The organism is Mycobacterium sp. ST-F2, assembly GCF_001905655.1.
Lineage (GTDB): Bacteria > Actinomycetota > Actinomycetes > Mycobacteriales > Mycobacteriaceae > Mycobacterium.
Window position 1 is genome coordinate 1 of record NZ_JMHT01000100.1, and the last position, 17,183, is coordinate 17,183.

Below are 17,183 nucleotides of genomic sequence, written 5' to 3' on the forward strand. Positions count from 1 at the left end.
GCTCCAGCGGGCCACCGTTGTCGCGGCGGTGCCCGATCGGCTCGCAGAACTGCACCACCGGCCCCGCCGCACCCTGGGTCCGCACCGTCAGCATGGTGAACTCGGCAGCCACGTCGACGGCCGTCTCGGCCATCACCCGGTCGCCACCCGCGGCGACGGCGCGGTGCCAGGCGACGTCGACGTCCTCGACACGGGACAGCACCGAACGGCCGGCGCCCTCGTTCGCGGCATGCGTCACCGGCGTGATCGTGAGGGGCAGCCCGGCATGCTCGGCCACCGCGGTGAGCTCGTCGACCGAGCCGGCGAACCAGAACGGCGCCGTCGGCAGCCCGAGCTCGTCGGCCGCCAGGGTGCGCAGCGCCTCGCGATCAGAGGCGAGCCGCAACGCACTCGGCGTGGGGAACACCGCAACGTCGTCCAGTCCGGCCAGCGCCGCGACGACGCCGGGGTGGAGATCAACCGCCGGAGACTGCACCACCACCAGCTGTGGCGTGTGCCGATCGATCAAGGTCCGCAGTGCTGCCGCCCCGCTGGGCGCGGCCACCGCGGTCGCCCGCGTCCCCAGCCGCTGGAAGGACAGCACCAGTTCACTGCTGAGCTCACCGGTGCCGAGTACCAGAACTACCAAGAGCTCAACCCAATCTGATGTCGATGTAGCACCATCGCCAGTTCTCCCCCGGTTCGATCGACCGCATCACCGGGTGCCCGGTGCGGCGGTAATGCTCATTGGCGTGCTGATGCGGACTCGAATCACAACAACCGACCTGTCCGCAGGTCAGGCACATCCGAAGGTGCGCCCACGTATCCTCCCCAAGTGCCGCACAGTCACCACAGCGACCGGGCGTCTGCGGCTCCGGTTCAGCTTGACCGACAGCGTCGGCGAGGTGTGTGCAGGTGGTCGGGGAATTTTCTTCACGCGGACGCGTTGGCCGTGACTGCATCCATTTCCCCAGCATGTTGAACAAGGATAGGGCTGGCTGACCGAGGAGGTTTGAGGACGTGGGTGCCCCACTGCTGGCAGTGCTGGTGGCCTCGGTGTTGTTGGCCGCGCTGGCCCGCCGATACGACGTCTCCGCGCCACTGGGACTCGTCGTCGCGGGACTGGCCGTCGGGCTGATCCCCGGGGTGCCGGCCATCGAGATGCAGCCGCAGCTGGTCATGTTCGTGGTGCTGCCGCCGCTGCTGTGGTCGGCGGGTCTGGAGAGCAGCTATCTGGCGCTGCGCAAGAACGTCCGCCCCATCGGACTGCTCGCGGTCGGGCTGCCACTGGCCACCACGTTGGTTGTCGGGTTCGTCGCGTTCCACACCGTCCCGGAGCTGACGGTCGCCGCGGCCCTCACCCTGGGCGCCATCGTCGCGCCGCCCGACGCGGTGTCCGCCGCGGCCATCGGCCGTCGCCTCGGACTGCCGCGCCAGATCATGACGCTGCTCGGCGGCGAGAGCCTGCTCAACGACGCCACGGCGCTGACGGCGTACAAGGTCGCCCTGGCCGCGGCCATCGGTGCGGCCGCGACATGGCAGGGCGCACTGGGCACCTTTGCGCTCGCCGCGGTGGGCGGCGTCGTGATCGGCGGACTCATCGGCTGGCTGATCGAGTTCATGCGGACCTGGCTCGACGATCCGCTGGTGGAGAGTGCCATCGGTCTCGTCGCGCCGTACTTCGTCTACTGGGTGGCGGAGGAGGTTCACGGCTCCGGCGTGATCGCCGTCGTCGTCGCCGCGCTGCTGCTCGGGCAGCGGTCCACCCGCGCGAGCTACGCGACCCGGCTGCAGGACGACGCGGTGTGGAAGTCCATCCAGCTGGTGCTGGAGTCGTTCGCGTTCCTGATGATCGGCCTGCAGCTGCCCACCGTTGTCGACGAGCTGACCGGAATCCGCGCCGTGACTCTGGTGGTGGCGTCGGCCGCGGTGCTGGCCACGGTGATCGGGGTCCGCCTCGTCTGGGTGTACGTCATGGCCTATACGCCGCGGGTGCTGTTCCGCGGCATCCGGGAACGGGAGCCCAGACCGACGCCGTCTCAGGTGTTCATCGTGGCCTGGGCCGGGATGCGCGGCGTCGTGTCACTGGCCGCCGCGTTCGGTGTGCCGCTGACGACGCTGTCCGGCGAGCCCTTCCCGGGGCGGGCGCAGCTGGTGTTCCTGACCTTCGTCGTGGTGATCGGCACGCTGTTGCTGCACGGGCTGACGCTGCCGTGGCTCATCCGCGTGCTGGATGTCCGCAGCGAAGCCGAGGCCCATCAGGACGCCTTGGAACAGGCCGCGGCATCGAGCCGTGCGGCCGCCGCTGCCGCTGACCGGCTCGACGAATTGCTGGCCCGCAGTAGCGATTCCAGTGCCCAACAGCACGTCGGCGAGATCTTGCAGAACTGGAACGACCGGCGCCGCAACGCCGTCTGGGAGCGGCTGGGCCGCAGCGACGACGACATCGGCGAAAGCCCGGCGGCGGCCATGCGGCGACTCCGGCTGCAGATGCTGGCCGCCGAGCGCGAGACGTACATCGCCGAACGCGATGCCGGGAACATCGACGACGAAGTGCTGCGGTCGGTGCTGCACGGGCTGGACCTGGAAGAGGCCGCGCTCAACCGGGAGTAGCGGCTCGGGTCCCGCGCCGAGAAGGACCAAATGGTCGCTGGTGAGCGCCGATCAGCCGCCATTTGGTCCTTTTCGATCGACGATGGAGCCGTTCAGCCCGCCCACACGTCTAAGAAGACATGCCGATTCCGTTCGTCGGTGGCGACGCGATCGCGGCCGGCGTGTTGACCCGAGCGCAATTGCGCCACCGCTACCGACCGATCTTTCATGGCATCTACGTGCCTCGAGATCATCAAGTGAAGTTGCGCGACCGGATTCGTGGAGCCGCCCTCGCGGTTCCGCTCGGCGTCATAGGCGGGGTCGCCGCATCTGCAGTGCATGGCGCGAAGTGGGTGGATGACGATGTGCCCATCGATGTCGTCGGGCTGTGCAAAGGTCAGCGTGGACTCGTCGTCCGGCACGACTCCTTGGCCGACGACGAAATGGTCACCATCGGTGGCGTGCGCGTCACTTCGCGTGCGCGCACGGCATTTGACCTGGCTCGCCGCCTACCGCGGGACTCCGCCGTCGCGCGGCTCGATGCGTTGATGAACGCTGCGCCGTTCGGGTTCGAAGACGTCCTCCTGCTCGCGAAGAGGCACCCTGGCGCGCGGGGGTTGGCTCGCCTACGGAAGGTGTTGCCTCTGGTCGACGGCGGCGCCGAATCACCACCCGAAAGCCGGCTGCGACTGTTGTTCATCGACGCCGGATTGCCCAGGCCCACAACTCAGTACGTGGTTCGGAACGAGTTCGGGCGCTACGTCCGCCGGATCGACATGTGCTGGGAGGAATTCAAGGTCGGTGCCGAGTACGACGGCGTCCAGCACCTGACCGATCGACGCCAGTACTCGATAGACATCTGGGCCAACCGGGAACTGCTGAGGCTGAAGTGGCACGTCATCCATGTCATCAAGGAAGACTCCGGGCACGAGATTGTCGAAGACGCCCGTAGAGCGCTGCTTGACCGCGGTTGGTCCGGGTTGCCCTAGCTCGAGAAGGACCAAATGGTCGCTGGTGAGCGCCGATCAGCCGCCATTTGGTCCTTCTCGGCAAGAGACCCTTGACGCGGCCGCCAAGCGGTCCTAACCTACAACCAAATGGTTGTAGATACTTTTTCCGAGGGCTTCACCGATGCGGAGATCGACCGGATCTTCCACGCACTCGCCGACGCCACGCGCCGCGACATCGTCGCCCGCACGATGCGCAGCGACCAGTCGGTGAGTGCACTTGCCCGCGGCTACGACATGAGCTTCGCCGCGGTGCAGAAACACGTCGCGGTGCTGGCCGGCGCCGCGCTGGTGCATAAAGAGCGCCGCGGCCGGGAACAACTCGTCCGTGCGGTGCCCGAAACCCTGCACCGAGCGGGCGTGCTCCTGGGAGCGCTACGCGGCGCTCTGGCACGACCGCGCCGCCACCATCGAGGCAATCCTCGCCGAGGACGGCTATCCACCACACGAATCATCAAGCAGCACACGACGAAAGGACCACCGATGACGGTGATCAGCAGCGCCGCCGACCCGCAAGCCCTCAGCATGACCTTCGTGGCCGAGTTCGCCGCACCACCGGCACGGGTCTGGCAGGTATGGGAGGACCCGCGCCAGCTGGAGCGCTGGTGGGGTCCGCCGACCTGGCCTGCCACCTTCACCCGGCACGAGCTCACCCCGAGCGGGCAATCGCGCTATCACATGACAGGCCCCGAGGGCGAGAAGGCGCCGGGCTGGTGGACGACGCTCGAGGTCGACGCGCCGACGCGGCTGCTCATCGAAGACGGCTTCTCGCAGCCCGATGGCGAGCCCGATCCCGAGATGCCGACCATGCGGCTCGAGGTGTCGTTCGACGCGATCGACAGCGGCACCCGCATGACGATCGTCGCCCGGTTCACCGATCTCGACCAGCTCGAGAAGGTGGCTGCCATGGGCATGATCGAAGGTATGACCGGCGCGCTCGGGCAGATCGAAGCGCTACTGGCCGACTGAACGAAAACGACTGGAAGACAAGGGGAACGACATGACGAACGCCATCCAGCCCTGCCTCTGGTTCAACGACCAGGCCCGTGAAGCCATGAACTACTACGTCGAGGTGTTTCCGAATTCCCGGATCATCTCCATCGAGGAGTACCCGGACGAGGCCCTCGACGAACATTTCAAAGGCATGTCGGGCAAGGTGCTCAGCGGCCGATTCAGCTTGAACGGCGTCGATTTCGTCTGCCTCGACGGTGGACCGCTGTTCACTTTCAACGAATCCATCTCGTTCGTCGTCGAATGCGCAGACCAGGACGAGATCGACCACTACTGGTCCAAACTCTCGCACGTGCCCGAATCCGAGCAATGCGGATGGTGCAAGGACAAGTTCGGGATCAGCTGGCAGGTCATCCCCGCCAAGATGGATCAGCTACTGGGCCGCCCCGCGCAGATCCAGACGATGATGCGCCAGAAGAAGATCGTGATCGCCGAACTGGAGAACGCCTGACGCAACCCGGCCGCGCGGATCGCGCTATCGTGGAAAGTGCCCGCCCAGAACGAGAATCGAAGCGGGACAAGACCTCTACGGTAGAAGGCGAGGATTCGCTATGAACGCGGCAGGCAAACCCGAAGCCCTCGGTGAGGTGTACGAGCAGGCGGGCGCCGTCGCCACCGCGACGCATGACGCCGACGGCCGGTTGCAGTGGACGGTGCAGCTCAGCGACGGATCCAGCGCCGACACAAAGGCTTTGGCGAGCACGACCAGCTGGACACCGGTGAATCCGGAGACGGTGCTGCTGTGACCCTCTACGGACCGGATACCTCGAACAACAACTTCCGTTCGGCCAGTGAGGCCATCGCCTTCGTATCCCAGTTGCCCGGCCAGGGGTTTTCCTGGATCGAGCAGAAGGTGTCCGAAGGCAGTTACTACCGCGATCCGTATTGGCCCGTGATCGCACAGTGGTGCCGGGACAACCACTTTCCGCACATCGGCTACCACTACGTCACCACCAACAGCCCGGCGGCGCAGGCCCAGACGTGGCTGAGCAACAACGGCGGCAAGTACGCGATGCTGGACTTCGAGGCGAATTCCGGTGACATCCACAACTTCTGGGCCGTGGTCAATGCGTTCAACAACGTCGGCGTGACCATCTCGCTGTCGTACATCCCGCACTGGTACTGGCAGCAGATCGGCTCCCCCGACATCTCGCAGGTGCCGGGCCTGATCGCGTCCAACTACGTCAACGGCACGGGCTACGCGTCAAACCTCTATCCCGGCAACGACAATCAGCGTTACTGGTTCCCGTACGGCGGCGCCACACCGCAGATCCTGCAATTCACCGATGCCGCTCTGGTCGGGAATTTGTCTGTGGACTGCAACGCATTCCAGGGCACGCTCGATCAACTCATCTCACTCCTGCAGGGAGGCACCGTGACTCAACCCGACCCCACCACCGCGACCCTCAACCAGATCCTCGCCATCGTGCAGGACATCCAGACCCAGTTGCGCGGCCCGAACCTCAACGGCTGGCCGCAGCTCGGTCACAACGCTGCCGGACAGAGCCTGACGGTGGTGGACGCGCTGGCCGCGCTCAGAGCGGACGTCGACGCCCTCAAGGCCGCGTCGGCTGTGTGATCACGGCTCGCCGTCCCGGAACGCCTTCATCGCCCCGGTGAGTGCCACGATGACCCGGTGCGCGGCCTCGAGGTCCGCATCGGGCAGGTCGGCCAGGGCCTCCGTGTTGAGCCGAGCCAGCGGGCTGAAGAACTCCCGGCCGACGGCCAGCCCCTTGTCGTCGTTGCGCAGGATGACCTTCCGCCGGTCGGCGGGATCAGCGTCGCGGCGCACATGCCCCGAGCTGATGATCCGCTCCACCAGGTAGGTGATGGCCGCACCCGAGGTGCCCATCAGCTTGCGCAGCTCGCCGGCAGTCAGCGGCGTCCCCGCGGACTCGGCGACCATGATGTGCAGCAGAGCCCGAAAGTCGTTGGCACCCAAATCGTTCTGCGCCGCGAACACCTTTCCGATCTGGTCGGATTCAGCCGTCAACGCCCGCACGTCGGCGGAGATCTGCGCCTCCAGCGCGGCACGGTTCAGCGGCTTTGGCACGCGGAGAGCATAACGTCTGCAAAGTTCATTTGATTAATAGTTAAGTATCTGAAATATTTAGGGTCATGTCCGCTCGCGTCGCATGGGCATCGGCCCTGATCGTCCTGCTGCTATCCGGTGCAGCGATGGCACTGCTCGGCACCGGCGACTCGGCGTCGCAGTCGCCGGTGGCCGTACCGGCCGGCGCCGAATCCGCCCGCGCCGACGCACTGCGCGCACAGTTCCCCGGCGGCGATACCGCGCCCGCGATCATCGTCGTCACCCGCACCGACGACGCACCCCTGACCCCGGCCGACATCACCGCGGCCGGGCCGGGTGCGCGGGTGTCCGAGGACGGCGAGGCCGCGCTGCGGGTGGCGCCGCTGGCGGCCGACCTGTCCGGCTTCGCGCTCCGCGACGCGGTGCACGATCTGCGATCCCAGGTATCGGCGGCACTGCCCGACGGATTGCGGGCTCAGGTGACGGGCGGCCCCGCCTTCGGCGCCGACATCGCGAATTCCTTTGCCGGAGCAAACTTCACGCTGCTCGCGGTGACGGCGACGGTTGTGGCGCTACTGCTCATCGTCACGTACCGCTCCCCCGTGCTGTGGCTCATCCCGCTGCTGGTGATCGGGTTCGCCGATCAAGTGGGCGCCGTGGTCGGTAGCACCGTGGCCGCCGCGACAGGACTCAGCCCGGACGGTTCGACGACCGGCATCACCAGCGTGCTGGTGTTCGGCGCGGGCACCAACTATGCGCTGCTGCTGATCTCGCGCTACCGCGAGGAACTGTCCCGGCGCAGGGACCATCGGGATGCGCTGCGGGTGGCCTGGCGCGCGGCGGCCCCGGCGATCATCGCCAGCAACGCCACCGTCGTCCTGGCGCTGCTGACTCTGCTGCTCGCCTCGGCGCCGAGCAACCGCAGCCTCGGGGTACAGGCCGCGGCCGGCCTGGTGGTCGCCGCGGTGTTCGTCCTGCTGGTGCTGCCGCCGCTGCTGGGCTTGTTCGGCCGGCGGCTGTTCTGGCCTTTCATCCCCGAAACCGGTTCGCACGCCGCGCCGCTCACCGACAGCGGCGTCTGGCACCGCATCGCGGCGGGCGTGGCCCGCCGGCCCGGCCGCGTCGCCACGGTGGCGTTGGCCGGCTTGACCGCGCTGTGCGTCGGTCTGGTGAATCTGCCCATCGGGCTGTCGCAGACCCAGCAGTTCCGGGTACAGGCCGAGTCCGTCGCCGGCTACGACACCCTGGCCGCGCACTTCCCCAGCGGCCTGACCAATCCGACCACCGTCATCGCATCGGACCCCGCAGTCGCCAATGTCATCACCCGCACCCCCGGCGTGGTGTCGGCGACTCCGGCCGGGCGTTCGACAGAGGGCCTGACGCAGTGGTCGGTGGTCCTGGCTGCCGCGCCCGCCTCCCCGGAGGCATTCACAACGATTGACGCCCTTCGTGACTCGGTGCACCAGATCGATGCGCAAGCAGTCGTCGGCGGCCCCGACGCGCAGGCCCGCGACGCCGCGGCAGCAGCTCAGCACGACCGGAAGATCGTCATCCCGGCGATCCTGCTGGTCGTCCTGGCCGTCCTCTACGTCCTGCTGCGCTCGGCGCTGGCACCGCTGCTGCTGGTGGCGGTGACGGTGCTGAGCGCGCTGGCGGCGCTCGGGGTCGGCGGCTGGGCCAGTGTGCACCTGTTCGGTTTTCCCGCGCTGGACAACGGAACTCCACTGTTCGCGTTCCTGTTCCTCGTCGCGCTCGGCGTCGACTACACGATCTTCCTCGTGACCAGGGCGCGGGAAGAGACACCGGAATTCGGCAACCGCGAGGGCATCGTGCGCGCGGTCTCGGCGACTGGGGCGGTGATCACCAGCGCCGGCATCGTGCTGGCCGCGGTGTTCTGCGTGCTCGGCGTGCTGCCGCTGATCGTGCTGACGCAGCTGGGCATCATCGTCGGCCTCGGCATCCTGCTGGACACCTTCGTGGTGCGCACCGTGATCATCCCGGCACTGTTCACGTTGATCGGGCCCCGCATCTGGTGGCCCGCGCTGCGCGCCGAGCCTTAGGGCTGGCCGGGCAGCAGGCTCACCATCAGGCCGTTGGCCTCGGCCAGCAGGTTGCCCTCGGGGTCGAACAGCTCGGCGGCGACGAACGTCTTACGGCCGTCGACCTCGGTGACATGCGCCTTGGCGGTCAGCACCGTGTCGATGGGGGTGACCTTGCGGTAGTCGACGTGCAGATACGCGGTGCGGCTCATGGGCCGGTTGACGGCGTGGATCAGCATCCCGAAGGCCTGGTCGAACAGCAGCGGCAGCACCCCGCCGTGCACGGCGTAGTTGCCGCCCACGTGGTACCGGCTGAACTCGACCTCCATCTCGACACCCTCGGGCGAGAACTTCGTGACGGTCCACGGCGGCATCAGCAGGCTGCCGGCACCCGGCAACGACGGCACCCGGATGGCCGGGCCGACGCCCTCGGCGGCCTGGAACGGCCCCAGCAGCTTCACCAGCTCTTCGACGCGGTCGGCAGCGTCATCCCAGGTGTCGCTGTCCGGGTTGGCCGAGACCGCCAGATCCTGCAGCCGCCTCATGCCCTCGAGGAAGCGGCCGAACCCCGGGCCGGGGTCGGCAACCTCGAATCGAGGGAACCCGCCGTGCTGATCGATGAAACCTTCGGGTTTCCCCGTCGCTTCGCTCGCCCCTTCCGACTTCCCCGTCGCTCCGCTCGCCCTTTCGGTCACCCGAGGATGTCCCGGCGCACGATCGTCTGGTCCCGGCCGGGACCGACGCCGATGCACGACACGTGTGCTCCGGACAGTTCCTCCAGGCGCAGCACGTAGTCCTGCGCCTTGGCCGGCAGATCCGAGAACTCGCGGGCTCCGGAGATGTCCTCCCACCAGCCCGGCAGCTCTTCGTAGATCGGCTCGGCGCGGGCGATGTCGGCCTGCGTCATCGGCATCTCGTCGGTGCGCTTGCCGTCGACGGTGTAGCCGACGCAGATCGGCACCGTCTCCAGGCTCGACAGCACGTCGAGCTTGGTCAGGAAGTAGTCGGTGATGCCGTTGACGCGGGTCGCGTACCGGGCGATGACGGCGTCGAACCAGCCGCAGCGCCGGGCGCGGCCCGTGGTCACGCCGACCTCGCCGCCCGTTTTGGACAGGTAGGCGCCGTACTCGTCGAACAGCTCCGTCGGGAACGGGCCCGAGCCCACACGGGTCGTGTAGGCCTTGAGGATGCCCAGCACCGTCGTGATGCGGGTGGGGCCGATGCCCGAGCCGACGGCCGCGCCGCCCGCCGTCGGGTTGGACGACGTCACAAACGGGTAGGTGCCGTGGTCTACGTCGAGCAGGGTGCCCTGCGAGCCCTCCAGCAGGACCGTCTCGCCGCGCTCCAGCGCCTGGTTCAGCAGCAGCCGGGCGTCGGCGATGCGGTGCTTGAAGCCCTCGGCCTGCTGCAGCAGGCTCTCGACGACCTCGGCCGGGTCGAGCGCCTTGCGGTTGTAGATCTTGACCAGCACCTGGTTCTTGAACTCCAGCGCGGCCTCGACCTTGGCGGCCAGCTGCTCCTCGTCGAGGACGTCGGCGACCCGGATGCCGATGCGCGCGATCTTGTCCTGGTAGCACGGACCGATGCCGCGACCGGTGGTGCCGATCTTCTTGCTGCCCGCGTACCGCTCGGTGACCTTGTCGATGGCCACGTGGTACGGCATGAGCAGGTGCGCGTCAGCCGAGATCATGAGCTTCGAGGTGTCCACACCGCGGTCCTCGAGCCCGGAGAGCTCACTGAGCAGCACGCCCGGGTCGACCACGACACCGTTGCCGATGACGTTGGTGACCCCGGGTGTCAGGATGCCCGACGGGATGAGGTGGAGAGCGAAGTTCTCCCCCGTGGGCAGTACCACCGTGTGCCCGGCGTTGTTGCCGCCTTGGTAGCGAACCACCCATTGCACACGTCCACCGAGTAGATCGGTGGCCTTACCTTTGCCCTCGTCACCCCATTGGGCCCCGATGAGCACGATTGCCGGCATCGTTTTGCCTCCCGCATTACCTGCCTGAATACAGTGGCAGCCGGTGAGCAACCTTATCCCAGCAGGACGAGAGGAGAGGCCTTGACCGCCAGAGAGGTCTCCGGCGAGGTTTCCGGCCGGGTCGTGGCGCTGGTCTTCGGCGACCGCCGCATACCCCGTGCGCTGACGGATCTGACGGCCGTCACAGTGCCCTCGCAGAGTGATCCGACGATCCCCGACGGCACCGTCCGGGTGATCGTCGTGGGCGGTCACGCCGACCTGTCGGCCACCCTGGCGCGGCTGCTCCGCGACGACCGGCTCGACGTCGAGGTCGGCTTCGTCCCACCCCTGACCCGCGGCGGGTTCGGTGCCGCGCGCCGCGCCAGAGACGGTGTCGCCCAACGTGTTCCACTCATCCGCGACGAGACCGGCGCGGTGATCGTCCGGTCGGCGCGCTGGCTGCCGACGGGCGGCGACGCCATCACCGGAGAGGCCGTCGTCGACGACACGGTGCTGTTCGACGGCGAGTCGACGGGCGTCGTGATCGAGCCACTGCCCGGCATGCCGGGGCTGCGTGCCCGGGCCCTCGGGCGCGGCCGTTCGGGGCCCGGCCGCGGCTGGGTCGCCGGCCGCGCGGCGCAGCTCGGCAGCACCGGAGTTTTGGTTGAGCGCGACGGCGTGGCGGCCGCCCGTCCGGCGCGCCGGTCGGCGTTCTACCGCCACATCCAGGGATGGCTGCGGGTCGGCTAGTTTGCAGTCATGACCATGCCTGTCCGGCGCGCAGTCCGTCCCAGCCCCGTCTTCTGGGCGATCGTGGCCCTGACCGCCGCCGGTGGCGCCGTGGCCTGGTTCTGCGGCGCCGAGGTGCGGCCGCTGGCCTATGCCGGCGTCTTCGTGTTCGTCATCGCCGGCTGGACCGTCTCGCTGTGCCTGCACGAATTCGGCCACGCCTACACCGCCTGGCGGTTCGGCGACCGCGACGTCGAGCTGCGCGGCTATCTGACGCTGAACCCCGCGAAGTACGCCAGCCCCCTGCTGTCGCTGGGCCTGCCGGCACTGTTCATCGCCCTCGGCGGCATCGGCCTGCCCGGCGGCGCGGTGTACGTGCGCACCGAGTACATGACGCCGCGGCAGCGCACCCTGGTCAGCCTGGCCGGACCGTTCGCCAACCTGGTGCTCGCCATCGTCCTGCTGGTCGCGACGGCGGTGCTGTTCGACAACGACCATCCGGTGTTCTGGGCGGGGCTGGCCTTCCTGGGATTCCTGCAGGTGACGGCGCTGTTCCTGAACATGCTGCCCATCCCCGGCCTGGACGGCTACGGCGCGCTGGAACCGCACCTGAGCGCCGACACGCAGCGCGCACTGCTGCCCGCCCGGCAGTGGGGCTTCCTGATCCTGATGCTGCTGCTGATCGTCCCCGAACTGAACCGGATGTTCTTCAACGTCGTCTACTCCGCCATCGACCTGTCAGGCGTGCCGCCGTGGCTGGTATCGAACGGCAACCTGCTGACCCGCTTCTGGTCCGCCTGGTAGGGATTTGTGCACGATTTTCCGCGGTCACCGCGGATGATCGTGCACAAATCCCAGGGCGCCTTGCAACATATGCGTAGTTCTGCATATATTGCAGGCATGGGTGCCGGACACGATCACAGCCATGGCCCGAACGCGCGCGCCAGCCGCATGATCATCGCCGCGGCCGTGCTCAGCGTCTTCTTCGTCATCGAGCTGACCACGGCGCTGCTGATCAACTCGATCGCACTGTTGGCCGACGCCGGCCACATGCTGACCGACCTGGTCGCGATGTTCATGGGCCTCGGCGCCGTCCTGCTGGCCCGCCGCGGGTCGACGTCCGCCGCCCGCACCTACGGCTGGCACCGCGCCGAGGTCTTCACCGCGGTCGCCAATGCCGTCCTGCTGATGGGCGTCGCGGCGTTCATCCTCTACGAGGCCGTCGAGCGCATCGGCAACGCGCCGGAGATTCCCGGTGTGCCGATGATCGTCGTCGCCCTCGCGGGACTGCTCGCCAACCTGGTCGTGGTGCTCCTGCTGCGCTCCGACGCCGACAGCAGCCTCGCCGTCAAGGGCGCCTACATGGAGGTCGTCGCCGACACCGTCGGCAGCATCGGCGTACTGATTGCGGGCATCGTCAACGTCACGACCGGCTGGCCGTACGCCGACGTCGTCGTCGCCGTGCTGGTCGCGCTGTGGGTGCTGCCACGCGCCATCGCGCTGGCCCGCGCCGCGCTGCGCATCCTGTCCGAGTCCTCCCCCAGCCACATCGACGTCGACGAACTGCGCGCCGCCCTGGCCGCCGTCGACGGCGTCACCGATGTGCACGACCTGCACGTGTGGACCCTGGTGCCCGGCAAGGACATGGCCACCGCGCATCTGACGTCCAGCGCGGACTCCGCCCGCGTGCTGGAATCGGCGCGCGCCGTGCTGTCCGCTCGCGGACTCGACCACGCCACCGTCCAAGTGGAGCCGCCGGAGGCCGACGGCTGCCACTGCGAAGCGGACTAGTTAGAGACCCAGCTCGCCACGGGCCGCCGGATCGCAGTCGTCCAGCAGGTCCAGGCAGCGCAGGTACTCGTCCTGCTCGCCGATCGATTCCGCCGCCTTCGCCAGCACCGCCACGCACCGCAGGAAGCCCTGGTTTGGTTCGTGTGCGAACGGCACCGGGCCGAAGCCCTTCCAGCCGTTGCGGCGCAACTGGTCCAGCCCGCGGTGGTAACCGGTCCGGGCGTAGGCGTAGGCGGTGATCGTCTGACCGTCGGCCAGCGCGGCCTCGGCCAGGGCGGCCCACGCGACAGAGGCCGTCGGGTGCGCCGCAGCAACGTCGGTCGCAGATTTACCGGCGGCGAGAGCGTCCTCGGCCTCGAAGTTGGCAGGCAGCAACACCGGCTCCGGACCCAGCAGATCACCCATTCGCGTCATGGCCGCCATTGTGCCGTGCGGCCGCTCGCTCAGATACCGCAGGCGGGAGATTAAGCTCCAGGTAGGACGTCGCGGCCTGTTCCAGGACGCATCGGCCCCAGTGCGCGATCTGATCTCGGGAGGACAGTCACCCCCATGTCGAACCCAGCCGCCATGTCGAACCCGACGGGACCGGACGGCCGTCGCGATGCCGATCAGCGCGCTGCCTCGACAGGCGACGACGCCGCGGCGGCAACCGAGATCTTCGAGCCCGCGGACCCGGCGACCGACCCGACCATCCCGGTGCGGCGCTTCACCGCGCCGTCGGGCTTCGACGGCAAGACGCAGATCATCGCCCCGCTGCCGGACCCGGAAACCGAGATGATGCCCCCGGCCGCGCCACAGGTGATCCCCGGCACCGGCAAGCCGCAGAAGGACCGGCGCAGCTGGGGCTGGGTCATCGCGCTGGTGCTGGTGATCGCGGCCATCGCCGCCGTCGCGGTGCTGGGCACGGTGCTCCTCACCCGCGGCCACTCGGCCATGAACGCCGAATGGCCGGTCACGACGCAGGATTTCGCGAATCCTGCGGCATGACCGGCCAGTGAGCGGTGCTGGCTACTTGCCCAGCCCCGCCGAGACGCTGCGGCCCGTGCTGTGCAGGTCGTTGCACGCTTCGATGACACGCTGCGTCATCGACGCCTCGGCCTTCTTCAGGTAGCTGCGCGGGTCGTAGACCTTCTTGTTGCCGACCTCGCCGTCGATCTTCAGGACGCCGTCGTAGTTGGTGAACATGTGCGCCGCGACGGGACGGGTGAACGCGTACTGCGTGTCGGTGTCGACGTTCATCTTCACGACGCCGTAGCGCAGCGAGTCCTCGATCTCCGACTTCAGCGAGCCCGAACCGCCGTGGAACACGAAGTCGAACGGCTTCGAGCCCGCCGGCAGACCGAGCTTGGCGGCGGCCACCTTCTGTCCCTCGGCCAGCACCTCGGGCTTGAGCTTGACGTTGCCCGGCTTGTAGACGCCGTGCACGTTGCCGAAGGTCGCGGCCAGCAGGTACTTGCCGTTCTCGCCGGAGCCCAGCGCGTCGATGGTCTTCTCGAAGTCTTCGGAGCTGGTGTACAGCTTCTCGTTGATCTCGGCCTCGACGCCGTCCTCTTCACCGCCGACGACGCCGATCTCGACCTCGAGGATGATGTTCGCGGCCGACGTCAGCTTCAGCAGCTCCTGCGCGATCTCCAGGTTCTCGTCGATCGGCACCGCGGAACCGTCCCACATGTGCGACTGGAACAGCGGGTTCTCACCGCGGGCGACGCGCTCGGCCGAGATGGCCAGCAGCGGCCGGACGAAGCCGTCGAGCTTGTCCTTGGGGCAGTGGTCGGTGTGCAGCGCGACGGTGATGTCGTACTTGGCGGCGACGACGTGGGCGAACTCGGCCAGCGCGACCGAGCCGGTCACCATGTCCTTGATGCCGAGGCCTGACGCGAATTCGGCGCCGCCGGTGGAGAATTGAATGATGCCGTCGCTGCCCGCGTCGGCGAAACCTTTGATCGCCGCGTTGACGGTTTCCGACGACGTGCAGTTGATGGCCGGGAACGCGAAGGAGTGCTCCTTGGCGCGGGCCAGCATCTCCGCGTAGACCTCGGGCGTGGCGATGGGCATGTTTTTCCTCTCGGCGAACCTGCAGTCTGGGCCAGTATGTCAGTCACGTGAAGCTGAAGTGCGGCACCCGGGGACACCCGTCAGACGGTCAAGACCATCCGGTAGCGGGCCTGGCCGCTGTTCATCCGCTCGAAAGCCTCGGCGGCCTGCGCGAGCGGTCGTTCCTCGATGACGGCCCGCACGCCCGTCAGCGCGGCGAAGTGCAAGGTCTCCTCGATGTCGCGCGAGGTGCCCGACGGATGCCCGACTACCGAGAAGCCGCCGTTGATGAGATCGAGCGGACTGATCGGCAGTGGCTCGGGGGTGACGCCGACCGTCACGAGTTGCCCCTCGGGTGCGAGCCCGGCGACGGTCGCGGCCATCGCCGTCGCGCTCGCCGCGGTCGCGAGCACCACAACCGCCCCGCCGAGACGCTGCAGTTCGGTGGCGACGTCCGCGGCGGTCGAATCGATGTAGTGATGGGCGCCGAGTTCCTTGGCAGCGGCCTCGCGCTCCGGCCCGCGGGCGATCGCCACGGTCTCGAAGCCCATGGCCCGGGAGAACTGCACGCCGAGGTGGCCGAGGCCACCGATCCCGATCACCGCGACCAGATCACCGGCCTTGGCGCGCGTCCTGCGCAACCCGTTGAACGTCGTCACGCCCGCGCAGCCCATCGGGGCAGCCTCGGCGAACGAGAATCCGTCCGGGGTTCGGGCCAGTGCGGTCGCGGGCGCCGTGACCGATTCGGCGTAACCGCCGGGATAGTGCCAGCTCGGCACCTCCATGCGGACGCACTGCATGAAATGGCCCTGGCGGCACGGCACGCAGCGGTTGCAGTTGCCGCCGAACCAGCCCACCGCGACGCGATCACCGACGGCGAAGTCCTCGACGCCGTCGCCCAGCTCGGCGACGGTGCCCGCGATCTCGTGGCCGAGGGTTATCGGCCACGACAGACCCGGGAAGTGGCCCGCGTGGAACTCGCGGTCGGTGCCACACACCCCGCACGCGGCGACCGCGATGCGGACATGGTCGCGCGGCGGCGACACGGTGTCGACGTCCGTCAGTGCGAGCGGACCGTCGGCCTGCGCAACGTGAACTGCCCTGTGAGTGGCCATGCGCCGACCCTACGAGGGATGTCCGGTTGACGGAACCACCTGCAGACACCGGTATCTTTGGGCCCCATGACGACCACCATCTCCGCCATGCCGGGTTTCCTGGACCCGATGACGCTGATCGGCTACTTCGGGACATGGGCGCTGGTCGGGTTGCTGGTGGTCATCTTCATCGAGTCCGGCGTGCTGTTCCCGGTGCTGCCCGGCGACTCACTGCTCTTCGTCGCCGGGCTGTTCGCCGCCAAACTGGCCGCCGGCACCGCCGATGACAAGATGCAGGAGGCCAACTTCCAGCTCTGGCAGCTGCTTGTGTTCATCCCGATCGCGGCAGTCCTCGGTGGCCTCGTCGGCTATTTCGTCGGCCGGTTCATCGGCGTCGAGATGTTCAAGCCAGATGCGCGGTTCCTCAAGCAGAAGTATCTCGACGAGGCGCACGCTTTCTTCGAGCGGCGCGGTCCCTTTGCGATCGTCATCGCCCGGTTCGTACCGATCGTGCGCACGCTGGCACCGCTGACGGCCGGGGCGGCAAAGATGAACTTCGCCGTGTTCACCATCTACACCGTTCTCGGTGCCGTGGTGTGGGGCGTCGGGCTGACGCTGCTCGGCTACTGGCTGGGCCAGTTCGCCATCATCCAGAAGCTCATCGAGCCGATCTTCATCGTCATCGTCGTCGCGTCGGTGACGCCGATGATCTGGCACTGGTACCAGCGTCGCAAGGCCGCCGCCTCGCAAGGCTGAGCCGCCTCGGCAAACGGGTTCGAAAAACTTTGGTCACTTTGTTTGCGCTGGTAACAGTGGGCAACTAGCGTCACATTTCCCGCGGCTTCTTGTCGGTGGCTCGAACTAGTGTGCGGCTCCTCACCTTCTCGTGGGTAGCTTTGGGTGTAGTCCGCCCAG

The 17,183-nt window shown here is 68.0% G+C and carries 20 protein-coding genes; 12 read left to right on the top strand and 8 right to left on the bottom strand.

What is annotated here, in order from left to right:
* Together EB75_RS27460 and EB75_RS27465 are read right to left on the bottom strand one after the other, a co-directional pair.
* The coding region (locus tag EB75_RS27460; protein ID WP_142239860.1) for an ATP-grasp domain-containing protein at positions 1–628 on the bottom strand (628 nt) is incomplete at its 3' end.
* 4 nt (positions 629–632) lie between these two features.
* Entirely contained in the window at positions 633–941 is a 309-nt protein-coding gene (locus EB75_RS27465) for a UBP-type zinc finger domain-containing protein (protein WP_073698386.1), read from the bottom strand.
* A 58-nt stretch (positions 942–999) separates the two neighbouring features.
* Here EB75_RS27465 and EB75_RS27470 point away from each other — a divergent pair, with 58 nt between their 5' ends.
* The 6 genes from EB75_RS27470 (at position 1,000) to EB75_RS27500 (ending at position 6,168) form a co-directional block, all read left to right on the top strand.
* The gene (locus tag EB75_RS27470) at positions 1,000–2,592 is read left to right on the top strand and encodes a Na+/H+ antiporter (protein WP_073698375.1); all 1,593 of its coding nucleotides are present in this window, start codon (positions 1,000–1,002) and stop codon (positions 2,590–2,592) included.
* A gap of 119 nt (positions 2,593–2,711) precedes the next feature.
* On the top strand, positions 2,712–3,560 hold the full coding sequence (locus EB75_RS27475) for a type IV toxin-antitoxin system AbiEi family antitoxin (RefSeq protein WP_073698376.1): 849 nt from the start codon (positions 2,712–2,714) through the stop codon (positions 3,558–3,560).
* Positions 3,561–3,668: 108 nt separating this feature from the next.
* A complete protein-coding gene (locus EB75_RS29770; RefSeq protein WP_083612603.1) occupies positions 3,669–4,547 on the top strand; it encodes an SRPBCC domain-containing protein in 879 nt (292 codons plus the stop codon).
* A gap of 31 nt (positions 4,548–4,578) precedes the next feature.
* Positions 4,579–5,040: a VOC family protein gene (locus EB75_RS27490; protein WP_073698377.1), complete on the top strand. Its 462-nt coding sequence runs from the start codon at positions 4,579–4,581 to the stop codon at positions 5,038–5,040.
* A gap of 100 nt (positions 5,041–5,140) precedes the next feature.
* Complete coding sequence (locus EB75_RS29520; protein ID WP_073698378.1) at positions 5,141–5,335, top strand: hypothetical protein; 195 nt, start codon at positions 5,141–5,143, stop codon at positions 5,333–5,335.
* A complete protein-coding gene (locus EB75_RS27500) occupies positions 5,332–6,168 on the top strand; it encodes a GH25 family lysozyme (protein ID WP_073698379.1) in 837 nt (278 codons plus the stop codon). The genes EB75_RS29520 and EB75_RS27500 overlap by 4 nt, the downstream gene beginning before the upstream one ends.
* On the opposite strand, the gene EB75_RS27505 is transcribed toward EB75_RS27500, so the two are convergent.
* Positions 6,169–6,642, bottom strand: coding sequence for a MarR family winged helix-turn-helix transcriptional regulator (locus tag EB75_RS27505; RefSeq protein ID WP_083612604.1), 474 nt, complete (start codon positions 6,640–6,642; stop codon positions 6,169–6,171).
* A gap of 65 nt (positions 6,643–6,707) precedes the next feature.
* Here EB75_RS27505 and EB75_RS27510 point away from each other — a divergent pair, with 65 nt between their 5' ends.
* On the top strand, positions 6,708–8,681 hold the full coding sequence (locus EB75_RS27510) for an MMPL family transporter (RefSeq protein ID WP_073698380.1): 1,974 nt from the start codon (positions 6,708–6,710) through the stop codon (positions 8,679–8,681).
* On the opposite strand, the gene EB75_RS27515 is transcribed toward EB75_RS27510, so the two are convergent.
* Positions 8,678–9,280, bottom strand: a complete 603-nt coding sequence (locus EB75_RS27515) for a PaaI family thioesterase (protein ID WP_073698389.1) — start codon at positions 9,278–9,280, stop codon at positions 8,678–8,680. The genes EB75_RS27510 and EB75_RS27515 overlap by 4 nt on opposite strands.
* Before the next feature lie 71 nt (positions 9,281–9,351).
* Positions 9,352–10,641, bottom strand: a complete 1,290-nt coding sequence (locus EB75_RS27520; protein ID WP_020100685.1) for an adenylosuccinate synthase — start codon at positions 10,639–10,641, stop codon at positions 9,352–9,354.
* Positions 10,642–10,722: 81 nt separating this feature from the next.
* Between EB75_RS27520 and EB75_RS27525 the strand changes: the two genes are divergently transcribed.
* From EB75_RS27525 to EB75_RS27535, 3 genes are all read left to right on the top strand, one after another.
* The gene (locus EB75_RS27525) at positions 10,723–11,370 is read left to right on the top strand and encodes a peptidase M50 (RefSeq protein ID WP_073698381.1); all 648 of its coding nucleotides are present in this window, start codon (positions 10,723–10,725) and stop codon (positions 11,368–11,370) included.
* A 9-nt stretch (positions 11,371–11,379) separates the two neighbouring features.
* The gene (locus EB75_RS27530; protein ID WP_073698382.1) at positions 11,380–12,153 is read left to right on the top strand and encodes a site-2 protease family protein; all 774 of its coding nucleotides are present in this window, start codon (positions 11,380–11,382) and stop codon (positions 12,151–12,153) included.
* A 96-nt stretch (positions 12,154–12,249) separates the two neighbouring features.
* Positions 12,250–13,140, top strand: a complete 891-nt coding sequence (locus EB75_RS27535; protein WP_073698383.1) for a cation diffusion facilitator family transporter — start codon at positions 12,250–12,252, stop codon at positions 13,138–13,140.
* Here EB75_RS27535 and EB75_RS27540 read toward each other — a convergent pair whose 3' ends face one another.
* Positions 13,141–13,554, bottom strand: a complete 414-nt coding sequence (locus EB75_RS27540; protein ID WP_061003973.1) for a DUF3151 domain-containing protein — start codon at positions 13,552–13,554, stop codon at positions 13,141–13,143.
* A 135-nt stretch (positions 13,555–13,689) separates the two neighbouring features.
* Between EB75_RS27540 and EB75_RS30090 the strand changes: the two genes are divergently transcribed.
* The gene (locus tag EB75_RS30090) at positions 13,690–14,127 is read left to right on the top strand and encodes a hypothetical protein (RefSeq protein ID WP_419197344.1); all 438 of its coding nucleotides are present in this window, start codon (positions 13,690–13,692) and stop codon (positions 14,125–14,127) included.
* Between the two features lie 21 nt (positions 14,128–14,148).
* Here EB75_RS30090 and fbaA read toward each other — a convergent pair whose 3' ends face one another.
* Positions 14,149–15,195, bottom strand: coding sequence for a class II fructose-bisphosphate aldolase (fbaA, locus tag EB75_RS27550; protein ID WP_073698384.1), 1,047 nt, complete (start codon positions 15,193–15,195; stop codon positions 14,149–14,151).
* Between the two features lie 80 nt (positions 15,196–15,275).
* Positions 15,276–16,289 carry an alcohol dehydrogenase catalytic domain-containing protein gene (locus EB75_RS27555; RefSeq protein WP_073698385.1) on the bottom strand — a complete coding sequence of 338 codons (1,014 nt, stop codon included), beginning with the start codon at positions 16,287–16,289 and terminating at the stop codon, positions 15,276–15,278.
* Between the two features lie 66 nt (positions 16,290–16,355).
* Here EB75_RS27555 and EB75_RS27560 point away from each other — a divergent pair, with 66 nt between their 5' ends.
* Positions 16,356–17,024 carry a DedA family protein gene (locus tag EB75_RS27560; RefSeq protein WP_053855402.1) on the top strand — a complete coding sequence of 223 codons (669 nt, stop codon included), beginning with the start codon at positions 16,356–16,358 and terminating at the stop codon, positions 17,022–17,024.
* The last annotated feature ends 159 nt before the right edge of the window (positions 17,025–17,183 follow it).

Bases quoted from the DNA above. Each gene is read 5' to 3' on its own strand.
- EB75_RS27465 (WP_073698386.1), bottom strand. From the start codon at position 941: ATGCAGTCACGGCCAACGCGTCCGCGTGAAGAAAATTCCCCGACCACC.
- EB75_RS27475 (WP_073698376.1), top strand. From the start codon at position 2,712: ATGCCGATTCCGTTCGTCGGTGGCGACGCGATCGCGGCCGGCGTGTTG.
- EB75_RS27510 (WP_073698380.1), top strand. From the start codon at position 6,708: ATGTCCGCTCGCGTCGCATGGGCATCGGCCCTGATCGTCCTGCTGCTA.
- EB75_RS27540 (WP_061003973.1), bottom strand. From the start codon at position 13,554: ATGACGCGAATGGGTGATCTGCTGGGTCCGGAGCCGGTGTTGCTGCCT.
- EB75_RS27560 (WP_053855402.1), top strand. From the start codon at position 16,356: ATGACGACCACCATCTCCGCCATGCCGGGTTTCCTGGACCCGATGACG.
- EB75_RS29770 (WP_083612603.1), top strand. From the start codon at position 3,669: ATGGTTGTAGATACTTTTTCCGAGGGCTTCACCGATGCGGAGATCGAC.
- EB75_RS27530 (WP_073698382.1), top strand. From the start codon at position 11,380: ATGACCATGCCTGTCCGGCGCGCAGTCCGTCCCAGCCCCGTCTTCTGG.
- EB75_RS27520 (WP_020100685.1), bottom strand. From the start codon at position 10,641: ATGCCGGCAATCGTGCTCATCGGGGCCCAATGGGGTGACGAGGGCAAA.
- EB75_RS27555 (WP_073698385.1), bottom strand. From the start codon at position 16,289: ATGGCCACTCACAGGGCAGTTCACGTTGCGCAGGCCGACGGTCCGCTC.
- EB75_RS30090 (WP_419197344.1), top strand. From the start codon at position 13,690: ATGTCGAACCCAGCCGCCATGTCGAACCCGACGGGACCGGACGGCCGT.
- EB75_RS27535 (WP_073698383.1), top strand. From the start codon at position 12,250: ATGGGTGCCGGACACGATCACAGCCATGGCCCGAACGCGCGCGCCAGC.
- EB75_RS27490 (WP_073698377.1), top strand. From the start codon at position 4,579: ATGACGAACGCCATCCAGCCCTGCCTCTGGTTCAACGACCAGGCCCGT.
- EB75_RS29520 (WP_073698378.1), top strand. From the start codon at position 5,141: ATGAACGCGGCAGGCAAACCCGAAGCCCTCGGTGAGGTGTACGAGCAG.
- fbaA (WP_073698384.1), bottom strand. From the start codon at position 15,195: ATGCCCATCGCCACGCCCGAGGTCTACGCGGAGATGCTGGCCCGCGCC.